General features: G+C 32.6%; 11 protein-coding genes and 2 tRNA genes. 5 read left to right on the forward strand and 8 right to left on the reverse strand.

What is annotated here, in order from left to right; all coding sequences use genetic code 11:
* Both HPY79_01030 and groL read left to right on the forward strand, forming a co-directional pair.
* On the forward strand, positions 1-177 hold a 177-nt coding region (locus HPY79_01030), incomplete at its 5' end, for a co-chaperone GroES (protein ID NSW44401.1).
* A 29-nt stretch (positions 178-206) separates the two neighbouring features.
* Positions 207-1,832, forward strand: coding sequence for a chaperonin GroEL (gene groL / locus HPY79_01035; protein ID NSW44402.1), 1,626 nt, complete (start codon positions 207-209; stop codon positions 1,830-1,832).
* Between the two features lie 620 nt (positions 1,833-2,452).
* Here groL and HPY79_01040 read toward each other — a convergent pair.
* The 7 genes from HPY79_01040 to HPY79_01070 all read right to left on the reverse strand — a co-directional run bounded on the left by HPY79_01040 (position 2,453) and on the right by HPY79_01070 (position 11,251).
* A tRNA-Pro gene (locus HPY79_01040) sits at positions 2,453-2,526 on the reverse strand.
* A gap of 6 nt (positions 2,527-2,532) precedes the next feature.
* On the reverse strand, positions 2,533-2,940 hold the full coding sequence (locus HPY79_01045) for a four helix bundle protein (GenBank protein NSW44403.1): 408 nt from the start codon (positions 2,938-2,940) through the stop codon (positions 2,533-2,535).
* 47 nt (positions 2,941-2,987) lie between these two features.
* Positions 2,988-3,076: transfer RNA gene (locus HPY79_01050), tRNA-Ser, on the reverse strand.
* Between the two features lie 43 nt (positions 3,077-3,119).
* Positions 3,120-4,100, reverse strand: coding sequence for a flotillin-like protein FloA (gene floA / locus HPY79_01055; GenBank protein ID NSW44404.1), 981 nt, complete (start codon positions 4,098-4,100; stop codon positions 3,120-3,122).
* Between the two features lie 11 nt (positions 4,101-4,111).
* Entirely contained in the window at positions 4,112-4,576 is a 465-nt protein-coding gene (locus HPY79_01060) for an NfeD family protein (GenBank protein NSW44405.1), read from the reverse strand.
* An 18-nt stretch (positions 4,577-4,594) separates the two neighbouring features.
* Positions 4,595-4,867 (reverse strand): ATP-dependent Clp protease adaptor ClpS, encoded by a 273-nt coding sequence (locus HPY79_01065; protein ID NSW44406.1) that lies wholly within the window; start codon positions 4,865-4,867, stop codon positions 4,595-4,597.
* A 111-nt stretch (positions 4,868-4,978) separates the two neighbouring features.
* Positions 4,979-11,251 (reverse strand): PD40 domain-containing protein, encoded by a 6,273-nt coding sequence (locus HPY79_01070; GenBank protein ID NSW44407.1) that lies wholly within the window; start codon positions 11,249-11,251, stop codon positions 4,979-4,981.
* 148 nt (positions 11,252-11,399) lie between these two features.
* Here HPY79_01070 and HPY79_01075 point away from each other — a divergent pair, with 148 nt between their 5' ends.
* Positions 11,400-14,288: an insulinase family protein gene (locus tag HPY79_01075; GenBank protein NSW44408.1), complete on the forward strand. Its 2,889-nt coding sequence runs from the start codon at positions 11,400-11,402 to the stop codon at positions 14,286-14,288.
* 106 nt (positions 14,289-14,394) lie between these two features.
* Positions 14,395-14,868, forward strand: a complete 474-nt coding sequence (locus HPY79_01080; protein ID NSW44409.1) for an FKBP-type peptidyl-prolyl cis-trans isomerase — start codon at positions 14,395-14,397, stop codon at positions 14,866-14,868.
* Between the two features lie 47 nt (positions 14,869-14,915).
* Here the strand turns inward: HPY79_01080 and HPY79_01085 are convergent, their stop codons facing one another.
* The gene (locus HPY79_01085; GenBank protein ID NSW44410.1) at positions 14,916-16,343 is read right to left on the reverse strand and encodes a hypothetical protein; all 1,428 of its coding nucleotides are present in this window, start codon (positions 16,341-16,343) and stop codon (positions 14,916-14,918) included.
* Between the two features lie 82 nt (positions 16,344-16,425).
* Between HPY79_01085 and HPY79_01090 the strand changes: the two genes are divergently transcribed.
* The gene (locus HPY79_01090) at positions 16,426-17,379 is read left to right on the forward strand and encodes a hypothetical protein (GenBank protein NSW44411.1); all 954 of its coding nucleotides are present in this window, start codon (positions 16,426-16,428) and stop codon (positions 17,377-17,379) included.
* The last annotated feature ends 24 nt before the right edge of the window (positions 17,380-17,403 follow it).

Consider the following 17,403-nt stretch of genomic DNA (forward strand, 5'->3'; position numbering starts at 1 on the left):
AAACCTCAAAGAGGTAAAGTTTTAGCCGTTGGTACAGGTACCAAAGATGAAGAAATGAAAGTGAAAGTGGGCGATATTGTACTTTATGGCAAATATGCTGGTACCGAAATCAATATCCAAAACGATAAATATTTAATTATGCGTCAGTCGGATATTTTAGCAATTATAGAAGAATAATTAATTTAAAATTTAAAAATTTATAGATTATGGCAAAAGAAATTTTGTATAGCATCGAAAGCAGAGAATCCTTAAAAAAAGGGATTGACAAACTAGCAAACGCAGTTAAAGTAACCTTAGGTCCTCGTGGACGTAATGTGGTAATCGAAAAAAAATTCGGAGCTCCTCAAGTTACTAAAGATGGTGTAACAGTAGCAAAAGAAATAGAATTAAAAGACCCGTTTGAAAATATGGGGGCTCAATTGCTTCGCGAAGTGGCTTCGAAAACATCTGATAATGCTGGCGATGGAACTACAACGGCTACTGTTTTAGCACAAGCTATTATTAATATAGGTATTAAAAACGTTACCGCTGGTGCCAACCCAATGGAACTAAAACGCGGTATCGATAAAGCTGTTGCTTCAGTTATAGCAAGCCTCAAAAAAATGTCGAAAGAAGTAGGCGACGACTATAATAAAATTGAACAAGTTGCTCGCGTATCGGCAAACAACGATGCCGAAATTGGGAAACTCATTGCCGAAGCAATGAAAAAAGTTAGCAAAGAAGGTGTTATTACTGTTGAAGAAGCAAAAGGTATTGAAACTACTGTTGAAGTCGTTGAAGGTATGCAATTCGACCGTGGTTACATATCACCTTATTTTGTAACCAATACAGAAAAAATGGAAGCTGTTTACGATAATCCTTACATACTTATCCACGACAAGAAGATTTCTAACATGAAAGAATTCTTGCCTATACTCGAAGCAACTGTACAAACAGGGCGTCCATTGGTGATTATAGCAGAAGATGTTGAAGGCGAAGCTTTAGCAACCTTAGTTCTTAATAAGTTACGCGGCTCTATTCGTGTAATTGCTGTTAAAGCTCCTGGTTTTGGCGATCGTAGAAAAGAAATGCTCGAAGATATAGCTATTTTAACGGGTGGAACAGTCGTAACTGAAGAACGTGGCTTTAAACTCGAAAACACAACACTCGATATGCTTGGAACAGCCGAAAAAGTTATTGTTGACAAAGAAAATACAACTATAGTTAATGGTAGTGGAAAGAAAGATGATATTAAAGCTCGCATACAACAAATTAAAGCTCAAATACAAAACACCACTTCACAGTACGATAAAGAAAAATTACAAGAACGTTTAGCTAAATTAAGTGGTGGTGTAGCTGTTCTTTATATTGGTGCTGCTACTGAAGTAGAAATGAAAGAAAAGAAAGACCGCGTTGACGATGCATTACATGCAACTCGTGCTGCAGTTGAAGAAGGTATTGTTCCTGGTGGCGGTGTCGCTTATATTCGTGCTATTAACGACTTAGAAAAATTAAAAGGCGAAACCGAAGACGAACAAACCGGTATCGATATTATTAAACGTGCACTCGAAGAACCATTACGTCAGATTGCAGCTAATGCCGGATTAGAAGGGTCAGTAATTGTAAATAAAGTTAAGGAAGGTAAAGACGATTTTGGTTACAATGCACAAGCTGAAAAATTTGAAAACTTATTAACTGCTGGTGTTATCGACCCAACTAAAGTTTCACGTATTGCACTAGAAAACGCTGCTTCGGTTGCAAGTATTTTCTTAACTACCGAATGCGCTATTTCAGAAATTAAAGAAGAAAAACCTGCTATGCCAGCTGCTCCTGATATGGGTGGTATGTATTAATAAAAAAGAATATTCTTTTAAACAAAAAAGCCTGCCGATATGGTGGGCTTTTTTTGTTTTTATTTTAAAATAAGACTTTTGAATATCTCCTTTTTTATCATTGCGAATCATCTTATGTAATTGAGAAGAAGAAATTTATAAATAATTAAAATAAGATTGATTTTTTTTATCGCTATAACGAATTGTTGTTAGTTTTGCAAAGATCTCTTTTGAGACATTTTTAACCAAAGTAGAATGAATAAACAAATTCAATCAGTCTAATAAAAAAGTAATATTTTTAGAAGAATAAAACCTAAACCCACCGTCATACCGAGCCTGTCGAGGTATAACCATTCACAAACCTAAATAAACATTGGGGTCATTCTTCGACAAGCTCAGAATGACGAGCAAAAAGGTTGGACTCGAACAAAAAAAAGTTTTGCAAAAGTCTTCTATTGTTATTTTGCATCTACCTTCGGGTTTATATATAGTTCGGAATGAGCAAGAAAATTATATAAGTAAATTTGTAAAGCAATAAATGGAAGAATAGTTGTTACATAAAAGCAGCTTTTTTGTGCAAATCGTGTGCAAATTAAAAACGGGCTTCAAACTTAAAACGTCTGAAACCCTTTTGTTATTAGTCGGGGTAGTCAGACTCGAACTGACGACCCCCTGCTCCCAAAGCAGGTGCGCTAGCCAACTGCGCTATACCCCGAGAGTGCTAAATATTAAAATTTTCTTCTTGATTTTGATATTCAGCGTTTTGATATGATTGTTCGCGTTTATTATAACTGCGAAACATTCCTAAAAGCATTTTTGAAGCTTTTTCGTAACCTTCGTAATATTCGTTGTAGGTGTTTTCATCGATGTGTCCTAAATCTTTACAAATTTGTAAAATAGTAGTTGATTCGAAAATGTTACCACGAGCAGCTGTTAGGAAGTCTTTTTTCTCGTTGGTGTTTTTACGACCAGTTCCTTCAGCTAGGTTGATAACACTGTTTAAACTAGCTTTTTTCCAATGTTCAGCTAATAATGGATCAATCTGATTGTTGTTTTTTAAGAAAGTCAAAACTTTATTGTTTTGCTCTTTTACAACCTGATAAACATCGAGTTTTTCAAAATCAAACATGGTATATGAGTTTTAAGCGTTATTAAATAAATTTAACTTTAATTAAGCGGAGAGGGGGGGATTCGAACCCCCGGTACCGGTTACCCAGTACGACAGTTTAGCAAACTGTTGGTTTCAGCCACTCACCCACCTCTCCAAACGCGGGCACAAATATAGGAATTTTTTAAATTAAAAAAAAATTATTTTGAATCAATATTATTTCCTTTTGATAAAGAATCGCGCATATTGGTGTCGGCTTGTATATTTTTTATTCGATAGTAATCCATAATGCCCAGATTACCATTGCGAAAAGCTTCAGCAATAGCCATGGGAATTTGTGCTTCGGCTTCGATAACTTTTGCACGAGCTTCTTGTGCTTTTGCTTTCATTTCTTGTTCTAAAGCTACTGCCATAGCACGACGTTCTTCGGCTTTAGCTTGTGCAATATTTTTGTCTGCTTCGGCTTGGTCCATCATTAATTGAGCCCCTATATTTTTGCCTATATCAATATCGGCAATATCAATGGATAAAATTTCGAATGCTGTTCCACTATCTAAGCCTTTCGCTAAAACAACTTTTGAAATAGAATCAGGGTTTTCAAGAACTGCTTTGTGCGATTCGGCTGAACCTATAGAGGTAACAATTCCTTCGCCAACGCGGGCAATAACGGTTTCTTCGCCAGCACCGCCAACAAGTTGTTTTATGTTAGCTCTTACAGTAACTCGAGCTTTTACAATAAGTTGAATACCATCTTTTGCAACAGCAGCTATTGGAGGCGTATTGATGACTTTTGGATTTACTGACATTTGTACTGCTTCAAATACATCTCTACCTGCAAGGTCAATAGCTGTTGCCATTTTGAAGTTTAAATCGATATTCGCTTTGCCGGCAGATACTAAAGCGTGAACAACTTGGGCTACTCTACCGCCTGCTAGGTAATGTGCTTCAAGTTCGTTGCGATTGAGAACTAATCCTGCCTTGGTCCCTTCTATCATAGCATTAACAATAACGCGAGGTGGAACTTTTCGCCAACGCATAAGTATGAGCTGTAATAGAGAAATATGCACTCCAGATACTAATGCAGAAAACCATAAGCCGATGGGTACAAAATATAAAAGTATCCATAATACAATTAGTCCAATAGCGGACAAAAACAAAATTAAAGCACTTCCTTCAAACATAATTTATTTATTTATTTTGGTTTAACAATTAGAGTATTGCCTTCTACATTAATTATTTCTACTATTGTATTGGGTTCAATAATATTATTGTACGATTTTGCTTCGTAATATTCATTTTCAAAATTTACTTTTCCAAAAGGGTTTAGACGAGTAATGGTTATACATTCTTTGCCAATATATTTTGATTTGTCTTCGCCTAGAAAATTTACAGTGCTATCAATGGAAGTATTAAGCATGGCGCGTTTCCATGTTTTTGGTCTTAAAGAAATAATTAAGATGATTATAAAAGCTACTAAACTTATACCTAGGGTATAATGGCCTGTTGTTGTATTTATTTTAGAGTAAGATAAATATACACCTACAACCATTAGTGTAAAGCCTAAGAAACCAACGACAGTTGTACCTGGTATAACTAAAACTTCGAGTATAATTAAAACAATACCTATTAAAATTAAAGCGGATATAATTCCTAACATATAAAAATAAGGTATAATTTATTCAATACTTACAATAATACCCTTTTCTTTAAAGCTTTGAGCAAGTTTTTTAAGGTCATTTAAGTCCCCTTTTTTAATTTCGCATTTGCCTTTGTAATGTGCAATAAGTGCACACTGGCTTGCTTGATAAGGATCGTGATGACACAAATCTACTAATGTTTCGATAATAAACTCAAATGTATTAATGGAATCATTGTGAAGTATTAAATAATGATGATTATGTTGAGTAGATTCGTATATTGTTGACTGTTTTTTAGGAGAAGTTCTCATAAAATTCAATTTTTACAAATATACAATTAAAATTTGAAAATAAAAATATTTTTAAGAAAAATTATAAAATTATAACTTACATATTGTCAGATATATACGAATAATGGTTGATTATTGATTTAGCAATTCCTTGGCTTGTTTAACCGAGATACGTTGTTTGCCGTCGGTAGCAATAATAAACGCATCGGAAAAGCCTTGGTTTAGCAAATTGTTCTTACATTGAAGTGCTTCGTTGTATGTTTTGAATTTACCAGCATAATAAATGGTTGCTCCATCTTCTAACTGTTGATCAATACCATATTGACTTGAAATTTGTACAAACTTAGCAGCAATATCAAATGGAACTTTTTCTTTAAATGAACCAATTTGTACTCTATAAAATAGATTATTAATGTTTATATTGGCAACATTGTTGACATTAACGGGTTCGTAAGTGTTTTGAGTAGTAGGGAGAGTATTTATAACATCAGATTGTTGAATTACTGCATTGGGGTTCATTGCTTCGATGTTTGCCGCTTCGGCAAGGGTTATTTTTTGTCCTTTGTAATATGCAGAGACAAAAGCATCGGTGATTCCTAAAGCAACAATTTTATTCTTTTCGTTTTCAGCATCTTTGCGATTATTAAACTTACCTACAAGGTATCGAATAAAGTTGTATGCATGATCTTCGTACAATGGAGTTAAATTTTTAAGTGATGCGTGAGTTACAGGAGTTTTGTAAACGCCTATCTGAACAGTATAAAAAAGTTCTTGGGTATTGTTAACTAAGGTTCCTAATACAGGCTGGGCATTTACATTTTTGTTTTGAAGATTGTTGGGGGCGTTTATTGCTGCTATATTGGGTGCAACGGAGGTAACCATTTTAATTTTTTCGGCTTCGTTTTGAACTATTTGTTCGTACTCGCTTGATGAAGATTGTTTAATTATTTGACGAGCCTCAAAAAGGCTAATCCGTTTACCATTATAAAAAGCAACTACAAATGCATCTTTGTATCCCATTGGTCTGACATAATCGCGTACCATAATAGCAGCTGCTTCGGAGTAGAACATACCAACGAAATATCGGTAATATTTACTGCCTTCAAGTTTTTCGGCACTAACAGGCGATAATCCGGTAAAAGCATTTGGTTTAACAGGAGTGTTAAATGCTCCAATTTGAACTTTAAATACTAAACCTTGGGGCAATGGCGGATTGATGGGAATAGGATTGGCTTCGTTGTAAGGACTTGTGGGCATAAAGCTAAAGCCCATGGGGGTGGTAATATTGGTTGGTACTATGCTTGCGTTTTTGTTGATGGTAGCTTGATTCGTTTTTGTAGTTGATGTGTTTGTGTTAATCTCATTATCTTCGGGGTGAAGTATTTCTTCGTTTTTATTATTTAAATTTTCAGTTAATATTTTATTTTTGTCAGTATTGTTTTCGTTATTGATGTTTTGATTTTGTGCTGGGTTATCTTGTTGGTTATTTGTGGGGTTTTGCGCTAATATTTCGTTTTTCTCGTTATTATTTTCATTATTGATGTTTAGATTTTGTGGTGGGTTATCTTGTTGATTATTTGTGGGGTTTTGCGCTAATATTTCGTTTTTCTCGTTATTGTTTTCGTTATTGATGTTTTGGTTTTGTGGTGGGTTATCTTGTTGGTTATTTGTGGGGTTTTGCGCTAATATTTCGTTTTTCTCGTTATTATTTTCGTTATTGATGTTTTGGTTTTGTGGCGGGTTATCTTGTTGGTTATTTGTGGGGTTTTGCGCTAATATTTCGTTTTTCTCGTTATTGTTTTCGTTATTGATGTTTAGATTTTGTGGTGCGTTATCATTAGTATTTTGTGTTTTATTTTTTTTAGCATTTTCTTGTTCTATTTGTGCAAGTTCATCTTTAGTAATAGGAGTTACATTAGCGGGTGTTTTAATGACGATTAATTCATTGATTGATTGTTTTTTGGGATGTTTTTCTGCATATTCTTTAATTTCTTCTTCGAGTGGTTTTAATTTTAAATATAATCCAAATGCTTTTTCTTGTTGTTCGATGGCAGATTTTTCGAGTGAATCGGCTTGCAATAAGTAATTATATGCGATGTAAGGGTTTTCGGTAATAAACGATTTTTCTCGTAGTTGTTTTGCTTGTATATAGAGTTTATTAGCATTTTTTTCGAGTTGTTTTCCTTGTTTGGTTTCTTCTGATTTATCTTTAGGTCGTATTTCGGTAAATTTACTTTCGTATAATTTATAGTATGCGTCATTTACATTTTCGGTGAGTTCGGCAGCAGTAAATTTTCTTGAGAAATATTCTTTTTCGAGCTTAGGAATAGATTTTTCGGCTTTTTTCTTTTCGCTTTTGTTGGTAGAATGTTGAGCCATCTCTTTTGCCAAATTGAGTTTACTTTCGTATTTTTCGGCTTCGGTTATTAGTTGGTTTATGGTTTGATGTTTGGCAATAGCATCGTCTAAAGCTTGTTTTTCAATTTCGCTAAGATTAAGATTGGCAATTACACGTTCGGTTTTTATACGAATAACCTCGTCGACATTGACTGGGTTATCGAGTGCTTCGAGTTTGTCGATTTTTGTGAGGTTATTGGTGGCTACAAATTCAACCGGTTCGGCTTGGGTAATGGCATCGAGTGCATATTCTAAGTTGTTAATAGCTTTTTGTTCAAGTGCCATTGCTTTATTCAGAAGAGCTATTTTATCTTCGTTTGTTGCAGCTGCTTTGCTGTTTAGTCGTACTTGCTGAGCTTCGTTGTAATAAAAGTCGGCTTCTTTTAAAAATTGTATTGCTATGGTTTTGTTGTCTTCGATAACATTTTCATTGTTAAGGAGTTGAGTAACTTTGTTGTGATATACATCGTGTTTTTGTTGATTGGCTTTTTCGTACATGTTATGTGCTTCAATTAATAACTGAACGGCTTCTTGTTCTTTTTTATCGACATCTTTTAATATTTCTTTCTTTTTGCTATTGGAATAGGTTTTTGATGCTAGCTGTCGTTTTTCTTCAATTTCTTGGTAAAGAGATTTGCCTTGATTGAGTTTGTTTTCAGCTTTTGCAATTTGGGATTGGTATTGAACAATCTGTTTGTTTTCTTCAGGAGTTAATTCTACGCTGATTGTTTCTTTTGTTTTGATGCTATTATTATTTGTATTGCTGGTAGTGGTAGAGTCGTTATTGGTTTGTGTTACTTGTGCTATATTTTGACGAGATGAAACATAGAGATCGATCGCATATTTTTGTTTTTGAATAGCAATTTGATCTATAATATTGGCTTTTTTGTATAGGTTAATTTTATCTTCGGGAGTTTGAACTAAGTTCGCTTGTTGTTTTAGTTGAGATGATTTCTCTTTAAGTGCTTCTATTTCTTTTTCAACAAGAATAGCTGTTTTTACTTCTGGATTTTCGACATTATAGTTTCTTATGTTGTTAATTATTTGATCGTATATTTGAATTGTATTGTTGTTGCTTTTGTCTATCATGTTGGTATATTCTCTAAAAAGCTGAGATTGTTGGAGTTTCAATTTATTTATGTCATTTTCAGTAGCTTTTTGGTCGGCATTATTGTTTAATGAAGTCTTAATGGTTTCAAGACGTTTTATTTCTTTAGCTATTTCAAAAAGTTTTGATTCTTTTTGTTTTAGTTCGTTTTGTATATTTACTGCATTAGCTAATTGTTGTTTTTGAGCTAATGTGAAATTTATTTCGTATTTATTTTCGTATTTACTTGCTTGCAATATAAGTTCTTCGTTTGAATAGTTCATGGCGGTGTCAACTTTGTTGGCTAGTGCTTTTTTGTATTCGGCAATTTTTTGTTGCGATTGATTTAACGCATTTTTATTTGATTGAAGTTCTTCAGTTAAATAACTTTTTTGTTGTTCTAGTAATTGCTTTTCTTTTTTATCTCGAGTTTTATTTATAGCGTTGTTTATTATCTCGAGTTTCTTTTGTTGTTCATTGACAATATTGGTATAGTATTGAACATTAAATTGTTCTTTTTCAATGTTTTCTACGGTGGCAGAGTTTGTGATGGTTGAATTTGGAATTAATGGGTTGACACCTTTTATGACATATGGGTTATTTTGGTTGGTTTCGGATGTGTTTATAGTATTATTTTGTAATATGGGTTGATTTATATTATTTGAAACAGTATTAGTAGTATTTGTGTTGGGAGTGATGTTGTTAAAAGATTTATTGTTTTTGGGTGTTAAACTGTTGTTGTTTTTTGTATTGGTATTGTTTTTATTTTTTTGTCCAACTTTTTCTTTGACGGTTTGAGCAACAGCTATATCTGCTGATAATTCTTTGTCAAAAATATCTTTTTTAAGTTGATCTTTGGTAATATTTTCTTTCGATAGTTCTTCGTATGATCGGTTGTCGGTGCTTACTTGTTGTGCAAATTCGTTTAAAAATTGATTTTCACTATTTAGATTTTCGATGTCGATTTTGGTTTTTTCAATTAACTCAGCTATTTCTACTTGCTTGGCATCTAAAAAATCGTTACGTTTATTGAGTTCGTCGAGTTGCAATGATAAATAGTTTTTTTCGGTTTCGGAATTTGAATTGGCCATTTTTGTTTCGATTTGTTTAATTTGTTCGTCTATGAGAGTTATACTATCAGAGGTGTTGTTGAGCAGTTGTTCGTATGTGGCGAGCTCATTTTCTTTATTTTTTTGTAATGTTTTTCTTTCTTCGTATGCTTTTTGTAAAGACGAATATTTATTTTGACTTAGTTCAAGACGTTCTTTGTTTTTATTGGCGGCATCTACAATGGCTTCATCTACGGTGCCTTGTTTTTCGATAGCATTTATAAAGTTTTGCGATTTGGCTACATCTTTTTCCATTTCGTTGGCAATTTGCTCAAAATTTTGAGCAACGTTGTAGGCAGTAATAGCTTGTCGTTCTAGCTCCTCAGCATCATTAATGAGTTGATAAACTTCTTGTTTCGCTTGCTCTGCCTCAACCGGATCGGTTATGGTTTTAATTTTTGCATTTTTTTCGTATGCCTCTTTGCGTTTTTGATTTGCTTTTTCGTTTGTCTCTTTAGCTTTTATGTAGGCTAATTGGCTTTGACGTTTTATTTCGTTAGCATTTTTTAATATTTTTTCGTTATCGGCTTTAAGATTATTAGCCACTTCTTGACTTGTTAAATTGGGACTATAAGATATAGGTTTAAAATTATATGGGCTTATAGTTATATTGTTATTGTTGTTCTCGTTTGAAGCAAAAATGATGTTCTGTTCGTTTGACTTATTTTTTTGTTTCGATTCTTCAGCTTTTTTTATTGCGGCAATGGACGAGGTTTCGAGTCTTGCAACATTAATAATTTCTTCAATGTCTTTAAATTCACGTTTTATAGGGTTTTTATCGACAATTATTTTGTAAACGGTAATGTTATTGTCTCGTGTTTCGCGATTCGATGTAAAATATGCATAAAAATTATCTTTGTCAGTGATGTATAAATAATCGTCGTATGGGGTATTTATGGGGAAATCCAAATTGATTGGTTTCGTCCAAGTCATAGCAGTACTGTCGAATTCAGACTTAAAAATATCGTATCCCCCCATACTATTATGACCTTTTGACGAGAAATATAAGGTTTTGCCATCAGAATGTAAAAACGGATAGTCTTCATCGTATGGCGTATTGATGATATTGCCTATGTTTTCTGGTTTACTCCATTTGCCGTCGGGCAAGCGTTCGATACGGTATATATCTCTTCCGTTATTTTTGTTATTACCATAACTGCCGTAATAAACAACGTTGGATTTGTTAGGTAAGAAGATAACCATATTGACGGGCTCTTCTTTCTTATCAATAGAGCTTTTTAACTCTTTGGGTTTTATTACTAGCTTACCATCAAATTCTTTTAAATCGTAAGAATAAAAATAATTTTCGCTTTTGATACGGCGATTATCAACCACCGTTAAGTCGCTTATAAATTTTATAAGGTCTAAACCGTTTTGGCACATTTCAATAAGTTTCTCTACCTGAAGTTCTTTTACTAATTTAGAAGTAGCTAATTGTTGAAAAGCATTATAGTTTTCAATGGCTTCTTTAAAATGATAATTTAAATGGTAAGCACGACCTAAATAATATTTTATAATGGGATCGTTGCTTTTGCTATCAGCAAATTGAAGATATTTAATGGCTTTTTCGATAAGTTGATTGGTTTCAATTAAGCATGCTGCATAGTGTAAATTATAGCGATCGTCTTTGGGATATAAGCTTAATAATTGAGAAAATAAGGGAAGAGCTTCAGAATAATTTTTTTCTTGAAAATATTGAAAAGCCTTTTGTTCAGTAATTTTGTCGTCGTTGGTTTGTGCGTGTACTAAACCTCCTATCAAAAACCAATGCAAAATTAAAATTATAAGAAATAATTTTTTGTCTACACGCATTAACAATATTTTTTAAAGTACGAAAATAGATATTTTTTTTTAATTTATCATAGGCTTTTACGAAATTTATAATAAAAGTGTTTTAAATTTCAATATTTGTTTGTATAATTGAAGTCAAAATTTGAATGTTTTATTTAAAAAAATTTATATGAAACGCATGCGTTTAAAATTGATTATTATTTGCTTTGTTTTAGGGTTAATAAGTCGTTTATCGGCACAAAATGACCTAAATTTTAAAATTAATCAATTTAAGCTTGATAATGGTTTAACGGTGATTTTAAGCGAAGACCATAACCAACCAACTGTTTATGGGGTTGTGGTAACGAAAGCGGGTTCCAAAAACGATCCACCCGATGCTACAGGCATGGCTCATTATATGGAACACATGTTGTTTAAGGGAACAGAAGAATTGGGTACTATCGACTGGTCAAAAGAAAAACCATATATTGATAAAATAATTTCGCTTTATGAAGAATTAGGAAAAACAACGGATGCAGAAAAACGTAAAGAAATTCAGAAAAAAATAAACGAAGCATCGGTTGAGGCTAATAAATATGCTATTCCAAATGAATTAGACAAAGTTTTAAAACAAATTGGTTCTACGGATGTTAACGCTAATACTTCATTTGATCGAACTGTATTTCATAATGCGTTCCCATCTAATGAAATAGAACGTTGGATTGAGATATACAGTCATCGATTTATGAGGCCTGTTTTTAGAAGCTTTCAGTCTGAATTGGAAACAGTTTACGAAGAAAAGAATCTTTATTCCGACATGTTTCAATTCAATTTATTTGAGGAATTTAATAAAGTATTTTTTAAAAATCACCCTTATGGTCAGCAACCTCTTATTGGAACTATAGAGCATTTAAAGAATCCTTCATTAAACAAAATGTATGAATTTTTCAATACTTATTACGTTCCTAATAACATGGCATTGGTTTTAGTGGGCGATTTTGAAACCGAAAAAGTGTTACCCATTATAAAAGAAAAATTTGGAGTTTGGAAAGCAAAAGAATTACCTCAACCAAAAATTTGGGAAGAAAAACCTTTTAATGGACGTGAATTTATAGAAAAAAAATTAAGCCCCATAAAACTAGAAATGTTAGGTTTTCGTGCTCCCAAAAGTGGCGATAAAGACGAAATTGCGATGGAAATATGTGCTTCTATGCTCTCTAATTCAAGCCAAACAGGGTTGTTAGATAAATTAACCATTGAACATAAGCTCTTAGCGGCAATGTCATTTTATGAAAGCTATAACGATTATGGTCAATTTATTATTTTTGCCGTTCCAAAAATAATTGGACAAAAACTTGAGGATGCCGAAAAGCTTATACTCGAACAGTTAGAAAATCTTCGTAAAGGTAATTTTAGCGACGAACTATTACAAGCTATTAAACTTGAAAAATATATAGATTTTTCACAACAATTAGAAAGCAATGAAGGCAAAGCCATGTTATTAGCCGAAATGATGGGTCAAAATATTGATATTAACGAAATATATACGATCCTTGATAAGATTAAGCAAATTACCAAACAAGATGTTATAAATGTTGCCCAAAAATATTTAAACGGCAATTACCTCGCTTTCTATTCGCGTATGGGGTCAATGAAAAAAGAAAAATTAGAAAAACCAGGGTTTAAACCGGTAGTATCAAATACCAATGCTACTTCAACTTTTGCCCAAAAAATAGAAGAAATGCCAACATTACCCATAAAAGAAAAATTTATTGATTTTCGAAACGATGTGCAATTTAATCGTATCAAGAAGGGTATCAATATTTACAGAGTCGAAAACCCATACAACAATATTTTTACTTTGAAAATAAAATATGGCATGGGTGAATACTATCATCCATTATTAAAATATGCTTGTCAATTAGCAAATTTATCTGGAACAACGAACAAAACCGTTAGTGATTTTAAATTTGAACTTGCTAAATTGGGATGTAATTTAAATATTTTAAGCGATAGAAGTTATACCACTATTGAAATGTCTGGAATTGAAGATAACTTAAAACAAGCAGTATTATTGTTGAATGATTTTGTACAATCCATTAAAGCTGATGCAAATAAGCTCGAAAATATACTCCAGGGCGAAAAATCGAATCGTAAAATTGAAATGTCCGAACCCGAACAAATTGCACAAGCCTTGTTTCAATGGGTTGAATTTGGGCGAAAATCAACTTTTATTGATAGACCAACTATGAGCGAACTAAAAAAAGTTGGCGTCGATTCGTTAATAAAAGTATTTAAATTGGCTACCACTTTCGAATGCGATGTACATTATATTGGCAAAAAATCGCTCGAAGAAGTTATTTCTATATTAAAAAATAATATAAGTTGGACTCCAAATCCTAAAGCAAGTTTAGCTCCTGCCGATGTTAACATAAATCAATATAGCGAAAACACTGTTTATTTTATTAACGATCCCAAAGCTATTCAAAGCAAAATTTATTTCTTTATGAATCAAAAACCTTTTTACAACGATTTTGAACCTTATATAGACGCTTTCAATGCATATTTTAGTGGCGATTTTAGTGGTTTGGTTTTGCAAGAAATTCGTGAGTATCGGTCTATGGCATATTCTGCTGGTGCTCGTTTCACCATTCCGTCAAAATCGGGAAAAGAAAGTGTTTTTATGGGTTATATTGGTACACAATCAGATAAAACGATTGAGGCAATTCAAGTTTTTGACTCTTTGGTGCGTTTTATGCCTCAAAAAACTGATAGATGGTCGTTTTTAATCAATTATTTAGTTAAATCATCGTTAAGCGATCGACCTTTTTTCCGTAGTTTAAGCGAAACCGTTGTACGATGGAAATTATTGGGCTATCAGCACGATCCCAATCAAGAAAAAATACCTGTGTATTACGATATGAAATTTGATGAAATGTATCGTTTTTACAAAGAAAATATTCAAAATAAACCGATGGTAATTGTTATTGTGGGCGATGAAAAACGTATTGATATGAAAAAATTAACCCAATTTGGAAAAATTAACAAACTCAAAAAGAAAGATGTATTTAGAAATTAATAAGGCATATTCGTTTTGTAAAATTATAAATTGGAAAAATAAAAATACTTTTTTTTAAAAGAAATAATTCTTACCTTTATCAAATAAATTTTTAAACCTTTTTTTCATGAATATTGACAAAAACAAAGTAGTAGAATTATCGTTTCAGCTACATTTAAGTGGTTACGATGGTGAACTTATTCAAGAGTTTGCTAAAGAAGAACCTTTTAAATTTATTTTTGGCGTTGGTCAACTTTTGGAAAGCTTTGAAAAAAAATTAAGTGGACTTTCTGAAGGTCAAGCATTTAAGTTTATGATCCCTGTTAATGAAGCATATGGCGAAGTTGACGAAGAGGCAATTATCGATTTTCCTCCTTCTGCCTTAAATATTGATAAAGATTATTTATATGTTGGTTCTGTTCTTCCTTTTAAAGACGAAGAGGGTAACGAAATGGAAGGTACTATTGTTGAAATCAATGATAATGCTATTAGTATCGATTTTAATCATCCTTTAGCCGGCGAAGATCTTTATTTTGAAGGAAAAATAGAAAAAGTTCGCGAGGCAACTCCCGAAGAGCTTGCTCATGGACATGTGCATTAATAATCTAGCATTGTTAATTTAAAAAAAGCCTCAATCCGGGGCTTTTTTTATTGTCTATTGAAAACAAATGGCTTGGTAATTCGTTTATTGGCTCCCAACATGGTTACGTAGTACATACCTGTTGAAAAAACATTTTCATATAAGTTTATAATCTCCTCACTCGATGTTAGATGAATTTGTTTTGATAGTAGTTGTTGACCCAGTATATTAGTGAATATTAGCTCATAAGTTTTATTAGGCTCTCCACGAACTATAAAATTTTGAGATTCGTTATTGGGTTGAATGGGTAAAATATCTTCTACCCACTCATTGGTTGAACAATCAACGGCAATTACATTGGAAAAGGAAGTGGTACCATCAATATCTATTTGTTTAATTCTATAATAGTTAGTAGTATATGGGTCGTTATCGGTTGCTGTATATGAGTGAATAGCGTTAGTCGTACCATTGCCATCAACATATACCAAGGTCGTCCAGTTTTGAGTGTCGTTGCTTTTTTCTAGATAAAATCCGCTGTTATTTGTTTCGCTGGCTGTTTGCCAAAAAAGATCTACATGGTTTTGATTACAATTTCCGTAAAAAGATAAGTATTCAACAGGTAGTGGTACCGTTGTACTGGCTAATGTTATTAAAATATAATTTAATAATCCTGGATGTACTGTAGTACTTGTAACATAATCTGAAGCAGCAAATACGCTTGTAGAGCGAGGTTGCCAATAAATTGGTGTTCCGTATTGTACTTCTTGAAACATTTGGAGGTTTGCTTCGGGATGTATGTTTAATTCTGCAATGCCGGCACTAGGATTAGCCCCATCAACAAAATAATTGAAATTATTAATAGTAAGGGTTTGCATGGTTGTTGGTATTATTCGATAATAACGATAGACGCTGTAGTTGCTTGTAAAACTGCCAGTACCTTGTAAGCGTAAATGTCCTCTTCTTATTTCGGTACTACCCAAATTACCAGCGGGTGTAAAATTAAGTCCGAAATTAGCAACATTGCCCGAGGGGTTGGTTCGAGTTGTGGTTAAATATCCGGTCCCATAACCTTCGTTGCTGCCGTTTGTTGCTTTAATACGTTTATCGTAAGTTTCGTTAGCTAATGAAGCTGATGAGCTAAGTGTAATATTATAATTTCGCAAATCTAAATCGCCACTTTCCATATAAATTTGATTATTTACTTGTTGATGTTGATTTAAATAAACATCAGCCGAAGTTTTTGCAATTCGTAAATTGTAAAATGGAGTGGCTTGCGATCCTCCTATCTGTGTTGTAGTGTTGCCAATAAACTTTACTGTATTATTTGTTAGTGTAATATTTGCACTAGAATTATTATTCAACCAATGACAATTATTAGATACAATATATCCTGTTGTTCCTGATATTATTCGACCCCCATCTATTCTTAAATAACATTGTGAAAACAAGTACGTCGAAATAAATAAACATAGTATTAAAAATGAATATAACTTCATTTTAAAATTGTTTTAAAACTTTTACGAAGATATATCAAATTTCGTTACAATTTAATGATTAATTTTACAAATTATTTGGAATATGTATAAAATAGCTGTTTTAACTGTAGATAATCAAAATAGTATTTCACAAGTTAGTAAAAACGAACCTGAAATAAATCCTTTACCTTATTTAAAAGAATATATAACTAAACAGTTTTTTTTATCAAAGAATAATTCTTTTCAAATATTAGAAAACATTTATCGCCATTATGATATTTGTTTAAATTTGTGTGATGGTGCCGAAGGTGACGACCGTCCAGGAATTGAAGTTGTGCAGTTTCTCGAAAAAAAAACAATGCCATTTACAGGTGCAGGCTCAGCATTTTATGAACCATCGCGAATCGCAATGAAAGATGCCGCTCTAAAAAGTAAAGTCATGATTCCTGCATATCAATATATACATAAAATTGAGGAGCTTTCAACTTTAAAATTACAGTTCCCAATTATTGTCAAACATTTTAATAGTTATAGTAGCATTGGTTTAACTAAAGAATCGGTAGTTTTTGATTTTGATTCACTTCAGCAGCAAACTCGGCGTATGTTAAAGCTTTATAAAAAAGTATTACTTGAGTCGTATATAGAAGGCGATGAATATACGGTTTTAGTTGCATCGGTAAGCAAAAATGAAGTGAAAGCATATTATCCTGCCAAAATAATTTTTCCTCATGGTGAGCATTTTAAATATTTCGATCTTAAATGGCAAAATCACCATAAAATGAAATATATTCCTTGCCCAAATAAGGGCGTAGCAGATTTGTTAATGGAGAAGAGTATTGCTATTTATAAAAACATGAATGGAAGTGGTTATGCTCGATTTGATTATAGAATCGATAAACATAACAATTTATATTTTTTAGAACTAAATCCCAATTGCAGTCTTTTTTATCCACCCAACAATGCTTCAAGTGCTGATGAAATATTGTCTTTTAAACAAAATGATAAACAAACATTTGTGAATACAATTTTATCGTATGCTGTGCAACGTTTTCAATAATTATTGAGTCATATATCAAAATCT

The organism is Bacteroidales bacterium, assembly GCA_013314715.1.
In the GTDB taxonomy this organism is placed as follows: Bacteria; Bacteroidota; Bacteroidia; order Bacteroidales; family GWA2-32-17; genus Ch61.

Coding starts and splice junctions, on each gene's coding strand:
- groL (NSW44402.1), top strand. CDS start 207: ATGGCAAAAGAAATTTTGTATAGCATCGAAAGCAGAGAATCCTTAAAA.
- HPY79_01045 (NSW44403.1), bottom strand. CDS start 2,940: ATGTTTGATTTTGAAAAACTCGATGTTTATCAGGTTGTAAAAGAGCAA.
- floA (NSW44404.1), bottom strand. CDS start 4,100: ATGTTTGAAGGAAGTGCTTTAATTTTGTTTTTGTCCGCTATTGGACTA.
- HPY79_01060 (NSW44405.1), bottom strand. CDS start 4,576: ATGTTAGGAATTATATCCGCTTTAATTTTAATAGGTATTGTTTTAATT.
- HPY79_01065 (NSW44406.1), bottom strand. CDS start 4,867: ATGAGAACTTCTCCTAAAAAACAGTCAACAATATACGAATCTACTCAA.
- HPY79_01070 (NSW44407.1), bottom strand. CDS start 11,251: ATGCGTGTAGACAAAAAATTATTTCTTATAATTTTAATTTTGCATTGG.
- HPY79_01075 (NSW44408.1), top strand. CDS start 11,400: ATGAAACGCATGCGTTTAAAATTGATTATTATTTGCTTTGTTTTAGGG.
- HPY79_01080 (NSW44409.1), top strand. CDS start 14,395: ATGAATATTGACAAAAACAAAGTAGTAGAATTATCGTTTCAGCTACAT.
- HPY79_01085 (NSW44410.1), bottom strand. CDS start 16,343: ATGAAGTTATATTCATTTTTAATACTATGTTTATTTATTTCGACGTAC.
- HPY79_01090 (NSW44411.1), top strand. CDS start 16,426: ATGTATAAAATAGCTGTTTTAACTGTAGATAATCAAAATAGTATTTCA.